The sequence below is a fragment of the Ferruginibacter sp. HRS2-29 genome, from assembly GCF_024343615.1.
Classification (GTDB): domain Bacteria; phylum Bacteroidota; class Bacteroidia; order Chitinophagales; family Chitinophagaceae; genus Ferruginibacter.
Genome location: NZ_RJUB01000123.1, coordinates 1 through 16,700 on the forward strand (window position 1 = coordinate 1; position 16,700 = coordinate 16,700).

A 16,700-nucleotide genomic window follows, 5' to 3' on the forward strand; every position below is an offset into this window, starting at 1 on the left:
TCTATCGGCGATTATGTACTGAGCGGCGGAGAACTGGCAGCCGCGGTACTTACAGATGCCATCGGCAGACTTATCCCCGGTGTGCTGAATGATGAAAGCTCAGCGCTAACGGACAGTTTCCAGGACAACCTGCTGGCACCACCGGTGTACACTAGGCCGGAAGTATTCAGGGGCTGGGGAATACCGGATGTGTTGAAAAGCGGCAATCACAAACTGATAGAAGAATGGCGGCACGAACAATCGGTGCAGCGTACCACGGAAAGAAGGCCGGATTTACTCTCCGAGTAAATTAATTACGAATTAACAATTACGAATTACGAATGAGTTCATTCAGGTGAAAGATATTAATTGCAAAACCTTTCTATAACTTGCACTGCCAAAAATCAATTCGTAATTCGTAATTCGTAATTCGTAATTCGTAATTCGTAATTCGTAATTCGTAATTCGTAATTCGTAATTCGTAATTTCCTTACTTACTAAATACCTTATCGTCTACCGGAATATTCGTCTCGATGGTGCTATACAGGATCGTTCCGCGATCATTGGTTACACTGTACGGGAACCAATATCCACCGGCATTTTGTTTATAGTCTGCAAATAAAAGTCCTTCTATTTTTTCTTCTCCATTTGCGGTAACGGCAGCTTTTGTTTTTGCTACGCGATAAGTATTTTTATCTATGAAATAATTCATCGTCTTGCCATTTTTATATGTAACCAGTAAATTCCAGGTATCGGCTCCCTCAACTTTTTCAGTACCTTTCAATTCTATCGCGATCCCTTTTTCTTTGTAATCAACAAATGGCCCCTGCAGGTCGAACAACACCTGTTTGGATGTTAATAACGAAGGTTCCATCGCTACCGGTTCCTCCATACGAAAGATCGGGAAGAACGTCCAACCTTCTTTATTATTAGCTACTTCGTAGTTGGAAGTACCCATTACTTCGATATCATTGCGGCTCCCTATGTTGTGCGACCTGGTACCCACGATAGATACATCGGCACCATTTACGCTCATACCACCGGTCAGTTTCACCGTTTTCAACATGAGCATTTTTTCTTTTCCGCCCATAGCATCCATATGTTTAGCTACGATCTCATCTACGGTTTGTGCAGAAAGATTGATGGTCAAAAAAGAGATGACGGTAGTCAGTAACAGTTTGAAAAAATTCATAGTATTCGTTTTATGATGATGCGTATGTATGCCTGATAAAGATATATTTTTTAGTTCAGATATTCTTTTTGCAAAATTAACTTTTACCTTGTGCCTGTACATAAAAAAACAGCAATGTCAGCAGCAACTATCAACGGGAATATAGTATCAATCATTGAAAAAAGGATCTTCTTCGGGGAAGTGACGATAGAAAACGGGAACATCGTCTCCATTATGGAACTGGGGGGAGAAAAAGCCGGCGAAAGCTATATTCTTCCCGGGTTCATCGATAGCCATGTGCATGTGGAAAGCAGCATGCTGGTACCTTCGGAGTTTGCCAAGCTTGCCGTTGTACATGGCACCACGGGTACCATCAGCGATCCGCACGAAATTGCCAATGTATGCGGAATGGAAGGGGTGAAATATATGATCGCGAATGGCAAAACTGTCCCTTTCAAATTTCATTTTGGTGCACCGAGCTGCGTGCCGGCCACAGTTTTTGAAACGGCAGGCGCTGCGCTTGACGCGGATGCGGTGGATGAATTATTGTCGTTGCCCGACATCAGCTACCTCAGTGAAATGATGAACTTTCCGGGTGTGCTGCACAACGATCCCGAAGTGATGAAAAAAATTGCTTCGGCAAAAAAATACAACAAGCCTGTAGATGGCCATGCGCCAGGCTTACGGGGTGAAACCGCCAAACAATATATAGATGCGGGCATCAGCACCGACCATGAATGTTTTACGGCTGAAGAGGCATTGGACAAACTTGGATATGGCATGAAAATATTGATCCGTGAAGGGAGCGCTGCTAAAAATTTTGAAGCGTTGATCGGCCTGATGAATGAGCATTATGAAAACATGATGTTTTGCAGCGATGACAAACATCCCGACAGCCTGGTAGAAGGCCATATCAATCTTTTGTGTGAAAGGGCGGTGTCAAAAGGGATCGATGTTTTTAAAGTGTTGCAGGCGGCCTGCATCAATCCTGTGCTGCATTATAAGATGAGCAACGGCTTGTTGCAAAAGGGAGATGCTGCAGATCTGATCGTGGTGAAAGACCTGAAGAAATTCCAGGTAACGCATACCTATATCGATGGGCAACTGGTGGCTGAAAATGGAAAATCTTTAATCACTACCAAACCTGCGGAGGTGATCAATGAATTCAACTGTGATAAAAAAACGATCAGTGACTTTGCGGTTCCCGCGAACGATCTGCAGAAAGAGATCCCGGTGATCGAAGCGCTGGAAGGGCAACTGATCACGAACAAACTGATGCTTGAGCCAAGCGTTGCCGATGGGCAGATCATCAGTGATCCTACGCGGGATATTTTGAAGATCGTGGTGGTGAACCGCTATAATAATGCGCCCGTGGCGAAAGCGTTCATCAAAAATATCGGGTTGAAAGAAGGCGCCATCGCTTCTACTGTTGCGCACGACAGCCATAATATTGTAGCAGTAGGTGTGGATGATGACAGTCTTTGCGAAGCAGTAAACTTACTGGTAACACAACGGGGAGGCGTAAGCGCAGTTTCGGAAGAAAAAATGATGGTGCTCCCGCTTCCGGTTGCCGGATTGATGAGCAATGAAGACGGATACAAAGTGGCGGCAGATTACACCGCGATAGATGCATTTGTAAAAGAAAGGCTGGGAAGCGGACTGGCCGCACCTTTCATGACATTATCCTTCATGGCATTGCTGGTGATACCGCATTTGAAACTGAGCGATAAGGGGCTTTTTGATGGAGACGAGTTTAAATTCGTATAATGGATAATGTAATAATTGATAATGGATAATGTTTTAGGCGTATCTGATTTTCTGCTATTTCACAGCACTTACGAGTGGAAGACATTGTTCATTATAACATTATCCATTGATTCAAAACTTCGCCGATAGCACTTTTATCGCCACACTATCCGTGCCCTTGGGGGCAAAATATTTTGTCTTGAAACTTTTGCTGCCACCCGGCTCTACGGTTTCATAGATGGTTTCATGGTCTTCTTCAAGAAGGGCGCCGGTTTTGCTGTAGAAAGATAATTTAAGGTCTACATCCTTATAGGAAACGATTTTTGCACTGTTGAATAAATTGCCTTTTATTACTGTCTGTCCCAGGAGATTGCGTTTATCCGAGCCCGTTACTTTAATAAACCGTTCCGGATTTTTTTGTTCGGTTACCGACAACTCTTCTTTAGTGCTTTCATATTTATCCTTCGCTTTCACATCGTATTTATTGTTGCTGGTACAGGCAAAGACCAGTATGGAGGCGCTGAGAAAAAGAACAGGCAATCGTTTCATATAACTGAATTTGGGGTGGGTTTGTAAAAAAGACATAACCAAAAATAAAGATACTGCGCTATTTTATTATAGATTTGTCGGCAGGAAAAGAAATTTAACTTATCGTTGCCGCAGGCTACATTCGAACAAAACAAAAACAGATGGTACACAATTTAAGCAAGGATCATTCATTGGTGAGTAACTGGGTGGCAGAACTAAGAAACGTAGATGTTCAGCAGGACCGGATGCGTTTTCGTCGCAACCTGGAGAGGATCGCTGAAGTGATCGGGTATGAGATCAGCAAACAACTGGAAACGGTAGATACGGAGATCACCACACCGATGGGAACGGCTACCTGCAAAATGCTGAAGGAACAACCGGTGCTGGCCACCATCCTGCGGGCGGGCCTGGCGATGCACAACGGGTTGCTGAGTTATTACGACCGTGCCGACAACGCATTCTTAAGCGCTTATCGTAAACATCATGCCGACGGGTCTTTTGATATCCAGGTAGAATACATGAGTTGTCCTGAAATTGATGGCCGGGTAGTGATCATCAGCGATCCGATGCTGGCTACCGGCGCTTCGCTGGTGAAATGCATCCGCTACCTGAAAGACGAAGGCAATATCAAAGAATTACATATAGTTTGTGCCATAGCCTGTACCGTGGGCATCGAATTTGTAAAACGCGAAGAACCCAAAGCGATCATCTGGTGCGGAGATATTGATGATGAACTTACGGCAAAAGGATATATTGTTCCGGGATTAGGTGATGCAGGGGACCTGGCTTACGGAGCGAAAATGCAGAGTTGAGTTTAGAGAACAGGGTTTAGGGGTTTAGGGCTTTAGAATATTCATGGGTTTGGATTGAAGGAGAATCTTTGTTCGCTTCCATCTAAACCTTTTGTTTTTTAATATTTCCGTATAGTTTAAAAATTTCTACTATAACAAACCTTCCTACCCCTGATCCCTGTTCTCTAAACTAATTAATAACCAGCCAATTGGCATTCCTTCCACTGTTAGCAAAAACTTTTGGCCAATTCGTGCAGCATTTTACCTCATTTCCTTATCTTTAATGCCTAAGAACTGTTTAGAAATGAGAAAAATACTATTAGTTGTTTTTGTACTACTGCTTACCGGTACCCTGAAAGCGCAAGACCCACATTTTTCGCAATTTTTTTCTTCCCCATTGACATTAAACCCTGCATTTACAGGTAAATTCGACGGTTTGTGGAGGCTCGCTGCCAACCACAGGGACCAATGGCCTTCCATACCAAAAGCATACGTAACTACCAGCGCCTCCATCGATTTCCCGATCCTCAAGAGTCGCATTCCGGAAGGGGATGTATTTGGTGTGGGCATATCAGGAGTGAGCGATCAGAGTGCAAATAACGCGTTGAAACTTAATTATGGTTCTGTTTCCATGTCGTATCACAAGGCATTGGATGAAAATGGTTACAATACGATCGGTGCAGGTTTCCAGGGAACATATTCCAGCATGAACCTCGATCTTTCCAAGCTTACTTTTGAAGATGAATTAAGGGCCAATGGCTTCGCACAAGGCACTTCACAGGATATTCCGATCATTCTTGCCAACGGCAATAAACAAAGTTATCTTGATCTGAATGCCGGTTTGTTATTCTCAGGTTCTACTAATGGGGAAAATAACTATTACCTCGGTGCTTCTATGTATCATATCAACAGGCCTAAGGTAAATTACACCGATAAAAGCTGGTACCTCAGTGGCAGGGTAACCATTCATGGTGGAGGTACTTTCCCTGTGTCGGATGTGGTTTCTGTAAATGCCTCGGTGATCCACCAGATGCAGAACAAAGCCAGCGAAACCACCTTGGGTGCTGCACTTTCACTGAATGCCGGTGGCGAAAGCACCAATCCTACAAATGTTTATATCGGTTCATGGGTACGCCTGAATGACGCAGTCATTCCTTATATCGGGCTTGAATTTGGCGGCCTCCGTATCGGCGCCAGTTATGATGTAAATATCAGCGACCTCAAAGCTGCAACCGGCAGCCGTGGTGGTTCTGAATTTTCTATCATTTACATCAAACGCCCATCGGATGTGAAGGGTATTCCTTGTCCTAAGTTCTAACTTTATTACACGAATTAAAGCGAATTACACGAATTAGCGAAGATTAAATAATTAGATTAAATGACAAACCCCACAGAAGTGGGGTTTGTCATTTAAAAGGTGGGCTACTTATAAAGCGGTCAACCTTTAAACCGTAATTCGTGTAATTCGCTTTAATTCGTGTAATAAAAAAATCAGTTTACCGGCCGCCCACTCACAAACTTATTCCCTTTGATATAAAACCTGTAAGGCAGCAACGCATCTTCACCGGCACTATCTATCCCTATTCTTTTACTTATGCCGATCTCGGCTTCTGCAACATTGGAATTCTTATCTTCATAAATACTGATCACATCATCCAGGAAGAGCAAACCCGAATGTTGTTTATTTATGCCCAATGCTTTCCCCACATTGCCGGGGCCTTTGGTAAGTGTATTGTCCGGCTTTGATTTGCCCGTACGTATCAGCATATCTTCTACTCCCTGCACCGGCTCCAGCGCCCGTATCAATACGGCATCCGGGATGCCCTTTTCATTCGTCACCACATTGAGCATCTGGTGCATGCCATAACATATATACACATATGCCGTACCCGCGGGTGAATACATATGCTCATTGCGGGCTGTCCGTTTACCCTTGTAAGAATGTGAAGCTTTGTCCGAAATAGCCATGTACGCTTCCGTTTCCACAATGCGGCCACTGGTGATAATACCTTCGATGTTGGTCACCACCACTTTGCCCAATAATTCGCGGGCAATGCGAACGACATCTTTGCGTTGGTAGAATTTGAGGGGAAGCTTCTTCATATGTCAATAGTGAATAGTCAATAGTCAAGCCTTCGAAGTTAATTCGTTTTATATAAAGTCTTTTCTGTCTGTAGTATAAAGTTCAGAGGTTTGACTATTGACTATTCACTATTCACTATCTTTATTCCCATGCTGAAGGAAATCATCATCTCCATACAGTCCTTTTTTGATGCGCACAAGTTTATCGTAAAAAATAAATTGTGGAAATGGATCATTGTTCCCGGGCTTATCTATACCATTCTTTTCATCGCCGGGCTTTGGTTGTTTCTCGTATCCAGCAATATGGCCATTGAATATATTTTTCTCAAAACAGGAGTAAAAGGCTGGCTCGATCGCAGCCAGGATGGTTTTTTAAGCTTCCTCTTCATCGTAGGCCAGGTGATGCTGCGATTGGTATTGCTGTTGTTTTATTTTTCCTTATTCAAATACCTGTTTCTCATCATCGGTTCGCCGGTATTCGCCTACCTGAGCGAAAAAACGGAAAGTATCATCGAAGGAAAAGATTTCCCGTTCAGCCTGGGCCAGCTGATGAAAGATATTGTACGGGGTATCCGGATCGCCTTGCGGAATGTGTTGTGGCAAACGGTTTACATCGTCACCATTCTGATCCTGTCTTTTATTCCGCTGGTAGGCTGGATCGCTCCGCTGGTGGCTTTCCTGGTGGAATGTTACTATTTCGGTTTTTCGATGCTCGATTATAGTTCCGAAAGAAACAAGCTGACGGCACAGCAAAGCATTCATTTTATCGGCAACCATAAAGGGTTGGCCATCGGCAACGGGCTGGTATTTTACCTGATGCACCTCGTGCCATTCATCGGGTGGTTATTTGCCCCCAGCTACGCTGTGATTGCGGCTACGCTCAGCCTGCTGAATGCCCGGAAAAACCATGTAATCATCTGACCTCCATCATGACGACAATCTACCTGATACCTTGTGTGCTCGCCGACGACGCTTTAGAAACCATTCCTCCATACATCATGGATGCGGTAAAAAAATGCACGGTGATATTTGCAGAAAACGAACGCACGGCGAGGCGTTTTTTGAAAAGTATGGACAAAAGCATCGTCATCGACGACTACGAATGGTATGCCATACATAAAGCTGAAGAAGAGCAGCTGCAACATTTCAGGCAAAAAATAAAGGAGAAAAAAACGATCGCGATCATCAGTGAAGCGGGCTGCCCCGGCATTGCCGACCCCGGGCAAATACTGATCAAAGCTGCACAGGAACTGAATTGCCTCGTAAAACCGCTTGTTGGGCCAAGTTCCATCTTACTGGCGCTGATGGCGAGTGGCATGAGCGGACAACAATTTGAATTTACCGGCTATCTTCCTATCGATAATGCTGAAAGAATAAAAAAACTGAAAGAACTGGAACTTGCTTCGCAAAAACACAACAGCACTAAGATCTTCATTGAAACTCCTTACCGCAATAACCAGCTGCTGGAATCCATCATCAAGACCTGCGATGGAAAAACGAAATTATGCATCGGTGTAAATATCACCGCTCCAAATGAAAGCATTCAGACACACACCGTTTGCGAATGGAAAAATAAAAAGCCGGAGCTTCATAAGCAACCGGCTATATTCCTGCTCTACGCAGGAAATCTATGATCTACGATGTATGATCTATGATACCTTTAATAAGTCAGTGTGTTTAATTATCGAAGACCTTCGAATTGAAGAAACCATAGATCATAGATCATCCATCTCAGATCATAGATTTATGGATTTATTTCCTTCATGTTCTTGATCTCATCCACAATGTATACCGTATAACCTCTCCAGGGCAGGGTGTGCTTGTATTCTTTGTAGTGCAGGTCAAAATATTTACCGCTGTTATTCATCAGTACAGTGGCGATGCTGTCGTTGGAAACGGAAAATTCAAATTCGTACGATTGCACCGTACCCGCCGCTTTCGACCTGAAACCTGACTGGATCAATTTGCCTTCGTATGTTTTGAAAACGTTTCCTTTTTTAACGAGATAATTCAATTCCCCGGATTTGACGCCTTCGCCAAATACATACCAGTATTGCCACCAGAGAAATACCCCGAGTATCAATACTATCACAAATGTAAATTTCCAGAAAAACCCTTTCCAGCCACTTTTCTTCTTTTCGGGCAAAGCACCTTTAAAATCTTCCATATGAATACTTTTTTATTACACGAATTTAAAATCGAATTACACGAATTACCTTAATTGGAATGCAACTTATACAACTTCCGGTTCTCTTATGACCTTCGAATATTTCACTATTCACTATTCACCATTCACTATTCACCATTCACTATTCACCATTCACTATTCACCATTCACAACCCATATTCACTTACCAGCCACATCAACGCCGCCATATTCACTGCACCCAGATCAAGCTCTCGTTTGCTCACTGCTTCAAACACATCCGTTTCAGCATGATGCAGATCGAAGTAACGCTGGCTATCCGGACTAAGCCCTGCCAGGGCCGTGCCGATATTTTTCAATGGCGCAATATCAGAGCCGCTGCCTTTGCCGGCAAAATCATATACGCCATAATCGTAAAACAAGGGTGCCCACTGTTTCACTTTATTTCTTCTGCCTTCACTCATATCCAGGTTGAACCCTCTCGGCGTATACCCGCCACCATCACTCTCCAATGCAAAAATATGCTGTTCATTTTTTTCCTTCGCCATTCTGAGATATGCCGCCCCACCGCCGCCGCCATTTTCTTCATTCATGAACAGCACGGCCCTTACCGTCCTTTTCGGGCGAAGGCCCAACGCTTTATATGCCCTGATGATCTCAATGCTTTGCATACAGCCCGCGCCATCGTCCTGCGCCCCTTCCGCCAGGTCCCAGCTATCGAGATGGCCGCCCACACTCAGTATCTCCTGCGGAAATTCGCTGCCCCTTATTTCGCCTATCACATTAAAAGACGGCACATCCGGAAACATAGTGCAGTTTGTTTTGAAATAACCGGTCAGCTGCATCTTACGCTTCAACTGGCTGCTGAGCCATTCCGCATCCTGCGTGCTGATAGCCACCGCGGGTATTTTTGGAAAAGAATCATTGTATTGGGTGGCCCCGGTATGCGGATGATCATCGATATTGCTCGCCAGCGAACGGACCATTACACCAATGGCGCCATACTTCGCCGCTTGCGCCGGACCGCTTCTACGCCCGCCACCATTGGTTCCGTAAGCCACAAACGTGCGCACATAGGTAGGGTTCATGGCGATATTAAAAAAGACGATGTTTCCTTTGATTACTTTTTCTCCCAAAGCCTGCAATTCTTCCATGCTGCGGACTTCGATGATGGAAGCCTTCACCCCATTTTTTCCTGTGCCAACACTATTTCCCAACGCAGTGAGCCTGAGGGGATATTTTGTGCCATTGGCCAGTTGAATGAACCCCGTTTCTTTTGCTCCCCGTTCCCAATGGGTCACCATACAGGGCTGGAGGTAAACCGTATCGGCCCCAGCCTGGCGAAGCATTTTTGCCGTGGCGTCAATGGCCAGTTGCGCATTGGCCGAACCGCTCAGCCTAGGGCCTATTTTTTTACAGAGATAACGCAGGTTTTCATAAGCGGTACTATTGCTCATTATTTCGTCGGAAAGTCTTTTGATAACCAGCGAATCGTTCTGCCGGCCATTTGCCATACCGGAACTGCAGAGGATGATTGTCGCGATAAGGAAAAATTTATTTCGCATAAGCGGGAATTAGTGAAACAAACTTAAACAATTAACCCTTCATCCTAATAATAAACTTATCTGATTATTTAATCGGTAAATTGCAGTCTCTTTTACAATTGAATATCATTCCTTATGAATATAGCGATCGTATGTTACCCTACATTTGGCGGCAGCGGGGTGCTTGCCACAGAACTGGGAAAAGCCCTTGCGGATAAAGGCCACAACATCCATTTTATCACTTACCAGCAACCGGTGAGACTCGGTGGTTTTCATGCAAATATTTTTTATCATGAAGTAAGGGTCCCTACTTATCCGTTGTTTGATTTTCCGCCATACGAAACTGCCCTGGCAAGTGCCATGGTGGATGTGGTGAACAATCATAAAATCGATCTTTTGCATGTGCATTATGCTATTCCGCATGCGTCAGCAGCTTATATGGCCAAGCAGATCCTGGCCAAACAAAACAAACGCATCCCGGTGATCACCACGCTTCATGGAACCGACATCACGCTGGTGGGCCGCGACAGCACCTACAGCCCTGTAGTGACATTTTCGATGGAAGAAAGTGACATACTCACCGCCGTATCGGAGAACCTGAAAGAAGAAACCTACAAAAATTTCACGATCGACAAGCCAATAGAAGTGATCCATAATTTTGTGGATGTAAAACGTTTTCACAAAAAGAAAGTGGATGCTTTTAAAAAGCTCATTGCGCCAAATGGCGAAAAGATCATTGTACATGCGTCCAATTTCCGCAAGGTGAAAAGAGTGGATGATGTATTGAAAACTTTCCTGCTCATCAATGAAAAAATACCGAGCAAATTATTACTGATAGGCGATGGCCCTGAAAGGCCGCATGTAGAGTCGCTTACAAGAGATTGTGTTCCTTGCGCCGAAGTGAAATTTTTGGGCAAGCAGGAACAGATGGAAGAATTGCTTTCTATCGCAGACCTCTTTTTACTCACCAGTGAATATGAAAGTTTCGGATTGGCCGCACTCGAAGCGATGGCCGCCGAAGTACCCGTTATATCTACCAATGCAGGTGGTTTGCCGGAAATAAATATCAATGGCTATTGCGGTTATATGAGCGACATCGGCGATGTGGAAGATATGGCGAAAAATGCCATCAGCATTTTACAGGATGAAGCCGTGCATGCGCAATTCCGGCATAATGCTTTGGCACAGGCGAAAAAATTTGATATACATAATATAGTTCCGAAATACGAGGCGTTGTATAAAAGCGTTCTGTAAATGTATGATGTGAAATGTATGATGTATGATTTCTTCAAATTTGAAGTTCGTTGTATCCATGCATAAGTCTTACAATCCGAAAGACATCATACATCTTACATCAAAGATCATACATTGCATTTATCTTCTTCTGAGCCATTTTTCTGCATCGAAACTGCTTTTTTCGTCGCTCATATAGAAGTCGATGGAGCCGGTACCATCATAGCCCGCAGCTACTTTGCCTAATACCTGGCCATATTTAACCTGTTGTCCTTTACTTACGTTTACTCCACTAAGGTTGGTATATGTGGTAAAATATTCTCCATGTTGTATTACAACAAACGGCTGCTCATCATTCGGAAAAGAAGCCACTACTTCGCCATCGAATATGGCCTTTACCGGTGTGCCAATCGCTGCCGCAATGGTAGTACAGGTTGTTACGATACTGCCTCCGCCAGGTAATGTATTCGATCCGAAATGCATGCTGACACCACCATTATCCACGGGCCATGGAAGGCTTCCCCGATTCTTTTTAAAGTTATTGTTTAACGTGATATTCTCCGCATTCAACAACACGCTCTCCACTTTTTTAGCAGGCGTTTTTGCAACCGGTGTCTTTACAGATTTGGTGGTAGTAGTTGTAGGATTACTGGTAGTTGGATTGTTTGTAGGCGTATTATTCTTTGCCGCAAGGCGGTCTGCTTCTTTTCTTCTGCGTTCATCTTCTGCAGCTTTTGCCAGTGCAGCTTTACGGGCTTCATCCTGCGCACGTTTAATAGCAGCAGTGATAGCAGAATTCACTTTTTTCATCTGCTTTTGCTTGGCCGCCATCTGGTTGCTCAATTGTTTTCCCTGCTTTTGCAATTCAGCCAGTATTCTGTCCTTTTCCTTTTTCTGTTCTTCCAGCGTCTGCATTTCTTTGCTCTGCACCTGCAGCGTACTGCTCTTCTTCACTTTTGCACCGCCAAGATCTTCAATCCTTTGCTTACGCAGATCCTGGGTACGCAAAATATTCTGTCCCTGCATTTCACGATAGTTGCGGTAACTTTTCAGATACGCGATACGTTTGATGGCATCATTGAAATTATCGGCGGAAAAAATAAAATTGAGGAAGTCGTAATTGCTTCGGTTCTTGTAAGCATACACCATGCTCCTGGCGTATTCCTGTTTCAATGTATCCAGTAAACGGTCGTACCTGTTGATGTCTTTCTGGATGCTGTACATATTGTTGTCCAGCACACGCAGATCCTTGTTCAGGTTTTCGATCACCCTGTCCTGCAGGTTTACTTTTTTGGTGATGGTCTGCCATTGAAAGAGACTGGCTTTGGTTTCCGTCTTGTTGGCCTTAAGTAATTTCTCCGTTTCATCTATCTCGCGTTTCAGATCCTGGCGCTGCTTTTCTAATTCTTCTCTTGTTTGTTGTGCAAACGAAAAAGTAGTGATCATACAAAAAAAAGAAAGGCAGAAAAAGGCTCTGAGCATAGTTGAAATTTAAATTAGGTTTTACAAATATAAATTTTACCCGCATAAGATGCCGTGTAAAATTCATACCTGCTTAAAAATAACGACTATTTCCTTTTATAATTTTTGGGGATAGTTAAACCCACCGATAAATCTTTGTTAAAGTCAAACTGTTTGTATTTCATCTGCACATCCAGTTTGTTTTTTTCGGAGATGCTGAGCTCTCTGTAAGTAGAGAAAGAAACATCATTCGACTTTTCATATTCATCATAGGAGATGTTGGCGGTCCTGTTGCGGGCCATATCCACATCATCGAGTTTGATGCGATAGAGAAGGCTATTATCAGGAGTCAGTGTCATGAGGTTTTTAAAATTCGCGTCGGATGAATTGACTAAAATATAATTATCTACTTTCTTAAACGTAGCGGATTGGTCGTTGAAAAAAATCGGGTTGCCGATCAGCAGATCCTGTAATGTTTTAAAATCGAAAGGGATCTTTGTCACTTCCTGCAGGTAATCCAGCGAACGGTATTGCACGGTCTTTTCGCGTTTGTCCATCAGTACCACACTATCCTTTGTAATGAGCGCCCTGTATACTTCTACGTTGAGGAAGGTAGCCGACAACGATATCCATATAGCACTGTCTTTTACTATACGCACCACCGCGGTGATGTCCGGATTTTTTCCTTTGCTATCCTGCGATTCCACTTTTATCTTAGCCGAAAAAGTCTTGAAATCGATGTAATTCTTCTGAAGGTTTTCACGGGTTGTCTGCGCCAGCTGGATGGCTTCCTTACTCGTCTGATCCCTGATCACATTTGTAGTGTCCTTCGGGGCTATCGCATTGTTGATCACCCGTTTTGTAGGGCTGCAGGAAAATAAAAAAATACTACTTAGTATCGTTAAATAAAAAAATGTCTTCATCTGTTGATTTGCTTGATTAATTTGTTCCTGTGTGGCCGAATCCTCCGGCACCTCTTACCGTTTCATTCAATTGTTGTACCAATATCAGCGAAGCTGTTTCCACTTTGGCCACAACCAGCTGCGCAATGCGGTCGCCGTTGACAATGGTTTGTTCTTCGTTGCTGAGATTTATCAGCAATACTTTCACTTCGCCCCGGTAATCGCTGTCGATGGTGCCTGGCGTATTAAGACAGGTGATACCGTTTTTTACCGCAAGCCCGCTTCTTGGCCTCACCTGCACTTCATACCCCACCGGAATTTCCATGAATATCCCTGTAGGTATCAACTGCCGCTCCAGTGATTTCAATACTACCGGCGAATCAAGTTTTGCCCTTATATCCATACCTGCCGATCCTTCTGTAGCATAGGCCGGTACAGGGTTTTCCGATTCATTGATGATGTTGATCCTTACCTCGTTCATTATTATTTTTTATCTGATTAATAAAACTGTTCCCTTTATTATTTGCTCAGGTCCGCTGCCCGTCCTGAAACGCATCAACCATACATATGTCCCCGTTGGTTGCTCTTTTGAGCGAGTTGTACCATCCCAGCGGATATTCTGATCATTTGATCTGAAGACCATTTCTCCGTACCTGTTATACACACTCAACTCGAATAATTTTGCTGAGGTATTTTGCAGCAATCCGAACTGATCATTCCAGCCATCCCCATTGGGAGTAAAGGCCGAAGGAAAATATATTTCACAATTACCATACGCGACTTTTATCGTATCGCTGATGATGCAATTAACATTACTTTCAAATGTAACCCAATATTTGCCAGGTTTTGTAATCGTTATCAACGGGCCTGTAGTGCCATCGTTCCATACAAACTTACTTCCCTGCAGGTTTGTTTGCAAAACAACAGGTTTTTCCACACATACGGTTGTATCGTTACCAAGATTTACATGGATGGATGGTTTTTGTGACAGGATGATCGTATCCCTGGAAATACAACCTGATAATTCAGCTTCCAGCCAATACAAGCCAGGCTGGCTCACCAATATGGAATCCGACACCTGGCCGCTACTCCAAAGATAATTTTCAGCCTTTGTTGATGGGCGGATGATGAGCGTATCGCTCCTGCACAACGCTTTGTCCTGCGGAAGTACAACTCCCGAGTTTTCGAGCACCAGCGACTGTGTATAAGTCAGTGCCTGCAATTCATTGAGGGCGCATCCCTTACGATAAATAATGAGTGTGATTGTGTAAGTGCCGTATGCCGCATATTCGTGCTGCGGATCCAGCTGGGTAGATTGCTGGCCATCGCCGAAATTCCAGCGGGCTGAATCTACATCTGCGGTATAACTGATAGTACATTGTATTTTTTTTGTAACGCAATCGTTACGTGTAGTCGAAAATTTATACTCCGCATATCGCGGCACAAGATCGCTGGCTATGAAATTAGGCAACCCGGATTCGGAAAGATAGCCTCCCGCTACATTGCGCCTGAGTATGATTGCATTGTAATTGAAATTGCAACCCGGGCCGGCTACATCCGGATCTTCTATAACAGATAATGCCGAGTCTTTCCAGAGTGTGAGGTAAATTTTCTGATCGGGGCCAAGCTGCATGCCGCCTGCAAACCAGTCGGCCCGCTGTGTGACCAATTGCCCGGATGCGATGATAGCCGCATTACCCGGCAGGGCTATATTGTACTGGTAAAGCGCCAGTGTTTGTGAAGCGCTGTTGTTGGAACTTACATACAACATATTGCCACCCGGCGAAAACTCAATTCCGTATACGCCCCTGTATGCGCTTTGTACTGGTGTTGGGTTGGGATCAAAATCCATCGAACCCGATATCACCCCGGTGGTATTATTGAACCTGGCCAGCTGAACCCGGTTAAGATTTCCGGCAAATGCCGCCGCCATCCATTGACCATCAGCAGAAAATTTTATGGCCCCGATCGAATTATTCTGAATGCCACCCACAACAAGTGATGTATTACTGATCACAGGGCTCGTGTTCAATCCGGCAGAAGTGAGCAGGTAACTGTAATACATGCTGCTGTTCCAGGCTTTGACCACTACCCACACATCTTTTTTGTTGCAATGGCGCACAGCAGCTATTTTTTCAAATATCGGTTCGTTTATTTCGATATTCTTTTCGGTTGGAATGACAGCCCCCAGACCACCATCGGATGTCATATCCACTACCGAATACGTGAGCGGCTGATAATCCACGCTGGCGGCGCTTACAATAAAAATATAATACCGGGTAGATGAGCCGGGCTGAAGTATGGCCACACTGTTGCTCGTGCTGCTCATGTCGCCATAAAGGCCATCACCATTCTGCATGACCTGATTTTTCCTGTTGTAAACTTTTACCCCATTGGTGTAAAAAAGCAGTCTGCCATTTCCATCAGAAACAGATGAACTGCCCTCGAAGCTGGACAATTGGCCATTCATGATCGCCTGAGGCGGCGATTGATTGAAAGTAATACCCGCCCTGTTGCCAAACAACCAGTTATTGGCCGTTTTTTGGGCACCCCCTTTCATTCCGGAAAACGAAAGGAGCAGGGTGGCAATATAAAAGGGCTTTTTCAATCAGAGTGATGATGACTTATTTTTTTAGCAGGATGCTTGCATAGGCAAACAATCCTTCCTCACGTCCTGCAAACCCCATCGTTTCAGTTGTTGTCGCTTTTATGGAAACATCTTCCTGCCCGATATTCAGGATGGAGGCAATGGCTTCCTGCATCTGCGGGGCGTGCTTCATGATCTTAGGCTCTTCCAGGCATACTGTACTGTCGATATTCACGATCTCATAACCTCTGGCCGCAATAAGGGCATATGTTTCTTTCAATAATATCTTGCTGTCGATATTCCTGAAGCGGTCATCCGTATTTGGAAAATGCTTGCCTATATCGCCCAGGCAGAGCGCCCCCAGCATTGCATCGCAAATGGCGTGAAGTAATACGTCGGCATCGCTGTGCCCAACGGCGCCTTTATGATGCGGTATCTTCACTCCGCCTATCCATAGATCCCTTCCTTCTTCCAGCTGATGGAAATCCACGCCTGATCCTATTCTATATGACATGTTGATTAAGTTGATT

At 44.3% G+C, this 16,700-nt stretch carries 16 protein-coding genes and 1 pseudogene; 7 read left to right on the plus strand and 10 right to left on the minus strand.

The annotated features are described in order from the left end of the window. Positions 1–288: pseudogene (locus EGI32_RS11545) on the plus strand (tRNA (guanosine(37)-N1)-methyltransferase TrmD); the annotation flags it as partial. 181 nt (positions 289–469) lie between these two features. Here the strand turns inward: EGI32_RS11545 and EGI32_RS11550 are convergent. After that, positions 470–1,171 carry an outer membrane lipoprotein-sorting protein gene (locus EGI32_RS11550; RefSeq protein WP_255155510.1) on the minus strand — a complete coding sequence of 234 codons (702 nt, stop codon included), beginning with the start codon at positions 1,169–1,171 and terminating at the stop codon, positions 470–472. Between the two features lie 114 nt (positions 1,172–1,285). Here EGI32_RS11550 and ade point away from each other — a divergent pair, with 114 nt between their 5' ends. Then, positions 1,286–2,917, plus strand: a complete 1,632-nt coding sequence (gene ade, locus EGI32_RS11555; protein WP_255155511.1) for an adenine deaminase — start codon at positions 1,286–1,288, stop codon at positions 2,915–2,917. 111 nt (positions 2,918–3,028) lie between these two features. Here the strand turns inward: ade and EGI32_RS11560 are convergent, their stop codons facing one another. Beyond that, positions 3,029–3,445: a hypothetical protein gene (locus EGI32_RS11560; protein WP_255155512.1), complete on the minus strand. Its 417-nt coding sequence runs from the start codon at positions 3,443–3,445 to the stop codon at positions 3,029–3,031. Positions 3,446–3,585: 140 nt separating this feature from the next. On the opposite strand from EGI32_RS11560, the gene upp reads away from it, so the two are divergent. Further along, the gene (gene upp / locus EGI32_RS11565; RefSeq protein WP_255155513.1) at positions 3,586–4,236 is read left to right on the plus strand and encodes a uracil phosphoribosyltransferase; all 651 of its coding nucleotides are present in this window, start codon (positions 3,586–3,588) and stop codon (positions 4,234–4,236) included. Positions 4,237–4,519: 283 nt separating this feature from the next. After that, entirely contained in the window at positions 4,520–5,533 is a 1,014-nt protein-coding gene (locus tag EGI32_RS11570; RefSeq protein ID WP_255155514.1) for a PorP/SprF family type IX secretion system membrane protein, read from the plus strand. 173 nt (positions 5,534–5,706) lie between these two features. Here the strand turns inward: EGI32_RS11570 and EGI32_RS11575 are convergent, their stop codons facing one another. After that, the gene (locus EGI32_RS11575) at positions 5,707–6,318 is read right to left on the minus strand and encodes a DNA-3-methyladenine glycosylase (protein WP_255155515.1); all 612 of its coding nucleotides are present in this window, start codon (positions 6,316–6,318) and stop codon (positions 5,707–5,709) included. A gap of 129 nt (positions 6,319–6,447) precedes the next feature. On the opposite strand from EGI32_RS11575, the gene EGI32_RS11580 reads away from it, so the two are divergent. Together EGI32_RS11580 and EGI32_RS11585 are read left to right on the plus strand one after the other, a co-directional pair. Beyond that, complete coding sequence (locus tag EGI32_RS11580; protein WP_255155516.1) at positions 6,448–7,218, plus strand: EI24 domain-containing protein; 771 nt, start codon at positions 6,448–6,450, stop codon at positions 7,216–7,218. 8 nt (positions 7,219–7,226) lie between these two features. Then, positions 7,227–7,931, plus strand: a complete 705-nt coding sequence (locus tag EGI32_RS11585) for an SAM-dependent methyltransferase (RefSeq protein ID WP_255155517.1) — start codon at positions 7,227–7,229, stop codon at positions 7,929–7,931. 110 nt (positions 7,932–8,041) lie between these two features. Here the strand turns inward: EGI32_RS11585 and EGI32_RS11590 are convergent, their stop codons facing one another. Together EGI32_RS11590 and EGI32_RS11595 are read right to left on the minus strand one after the other, a co-directional pair. Beyond that, complete coding sequence (locus EGI32_RS11590; RefSeq protein ID WP_255155518.1) at positions 8,042–8,464, minus strand: hypothetical protein; 423 nt, start codon at positions 8,462–8,464, stop codon at positions 8,042–8,044. A gap of 167 nt (positions 8,465–8,631) precedes the next feature. Next, entirely contained in the window at positions 8,632–10,008 is a 1,377-nt protein-coding gene (locus EGI32_RS11595) for a M20/M25/M40 family metallo-hydrolase (RefSeq protein WP_255155519.1), read from the minus strand. Between the two features lie 114 nt (positions 10,009–10,122). On the opposite strand from EGI32_RS11595, the gene bshA reads away from it, so the two are divergent. Beyond that, positions 10,123–11,241: an N-acetyl-alpha-D-glucosaminyl L-malate synthase BshA gene (bshA, locus tag EGI32_RS11600; protein ID WP_255155520.1), complete on the plus strand. Its 1,119-nt coding sequence runs from the start codon at positions 10,123–10,125 to the stop codon at positions 11,239–11,241. A gap of 120 nt (positions 11,242–11,361) precedes the next feature. Here the strand turns inward: bshA and EGI32_RS11605 are convergent, their stop codons facing one another. The 5 genes from EGI32_RS11605 to ispF all read right to left on the minus strand — a co-directional run bounded on the left by EGI32_RS11605 (position 11,362) and on the right by ispF (position 16,684). After that, positions 11,362–12,702 carry a murein hydrolase activator EnvC gene (locus EGI32_RS11605; RefSeq protein ID WP_255155521.1) on the minus strand — a complete coding sequence of 447 codons (1,341 nt, stop codon included), beginning with the start codon at positions 12,700–12,702 and terminating at the stop codon, positions 11,362–11,364. Positions 12,703–12,788: 86 nt separating this feature from the next. Next, positions 12,789–13,604, minus strand: coding sequence for a DUF4292 domain-containing protein (locus EGI32_RS11610; RefSeq protein ID WP_255155522.1), 816 nt, complete (start codon positions 13,602–13,604; stop codon positions 12,789–12,791). 16 nt (positions 13,605–13,620) lie between these two features. After that, complete coding sequence (dut, locus tag EGI32_RS11615) at positions 13,621–14,064, minus strand: dUTP diphosphatase (RefSeq protein ID WP_255155523.1); 444 nt, start codon at positions 14,062–14,064, stop codon at positions 13,621–13,623. A gap of 9 nt (positions 14,065–14,073) precedes the next feature. Further along, positions 14,074–16,191 carry a gliding motility-associated C-terminal domain-containing protein gene (locus EGI32_RS11620; RefSeq protein ID WP_255155524.1) on the minus strand — a complete coding sequence of 706 codons (2,118 nt, stop codon included), beginning with the start codon at positions 16,189–16,191 and terminating at the stop codon, positions 14,074–14,076. Between the two features lie 16 nt (positions 16,192–16,207). After that, the gene (gene ispF / locus EGI32_RS11625) at positions 16,208–16,684 is read right to left on the minus strand and encodes a 2-C-methyl-D-erythritol 2,4-cyclodiphosphate synthase (RefSeq protein WP_255155525.1); all 477 of its coding nucleotides are present in this window, start codon (positions 16,682–16,684) and stop codon (positions 16,208–16,210) included. Between the last annotated feature and the right edge of the window lie 16 nt (positions 16,685–16,700).

Coding starts and splice junctions, on each gene's coding strand:
- EGI32_RS11550 (WP_255155510.1), bottom strand. CDS start 1,171: ATGAATTTTTTCAAACTGTTACTGACTACCGTCATCTCTTTTTTGACC.
- ade (WP_255155511.1), top strand. CDS start 1,286: ATGTCAGCAGCAACTATCAACGGGAATATAGTATCAATCATTGAAAAA.
- EGI32_RS11560 (WP_255155512.1), bottom strand. CDS start 3,445: ATGAAACGATTGCCTGTTCTTTTTCTCAGCGCCTCCATACTGGTCTTT.
- upp (WP_255155513.1), top strand. CDS start 3,586: ATGGTACACAATTTAAGCAAGGATCATTCATTGGTGAGTAACTGGGTG.
- EGI32_RS11570 (WP_255155514.1), top strand. CDS start 4,520: ATGAGAAAAATACTATTAGTTGTTTTTGTACTACTGCTTACCGGTACC.
- EGI32_RS11575 (WP_255155515.1), bottom strand. CDS start 6,318: ATGAAGAAGCTTCCCCTCAAATTCTACCAACGCAAAGATGTCGTTCGC.
- EGI32_RS11580 (WP_255155516.1), top strand. CDS start 6,448: ATGCTGAAGGAAATCATCATCTCCATACAGTCCTTTTTTGATGCGCAC.
- EGI32_RS11585 (WP_255155517.1), top strand. CDS start 7,227: ATGACGACAATCTACCTGATACCTTGTGTGCTCGCCGACGACGCTTTA.
- EGI32_RS11590 (WP_255155518.1), bottom strand. CDS start 8,464: ATGGAAGATTTTAAAGGTGCTTTGCCCGAAAAGAAGAAAAGTGGCTGG.
- EGI32_RS11595 (WP_255155519.1), bottom strand. CDS start 10,008: ATGCGAAATAAATTTTTCCTTATCGCGACAATCATCCTCTGCAGTTCC.
- bshA (WP_255155520.1), top strand. CDS start 10,123: ATGAATATAGCGATCGTATGTTACCCTACATTTGGCGGCAGCGGGGTG.
- EGI32_RS11605 (WP_255155521.1), bottom strand. CDS start 12,702: ATGCTCAGAGCCTTTTTCTGCCTTTCTTTTTTTTGTATGATCACTACT.
- EGI32_RS11610 (WP_255155522.1), bottom strand. CDS start 13,604: ATGAAGACATTTTTTTATTTAACGATACTAAGTAGTATTTTTTTATTT.
- dut (WP_255155523.1), bottom strand. CDS start 14,064: ATGAACGAGGTAAGGATCAACATCATCAATGAATCGGAAAACCCTGTA.
- ispF (WP_255155525.1), bottom strand. CDS start 16,684: ATGTCATATAGAATAGGATCAGGCGTGGATTTCCATCAGCTGGAAGAA.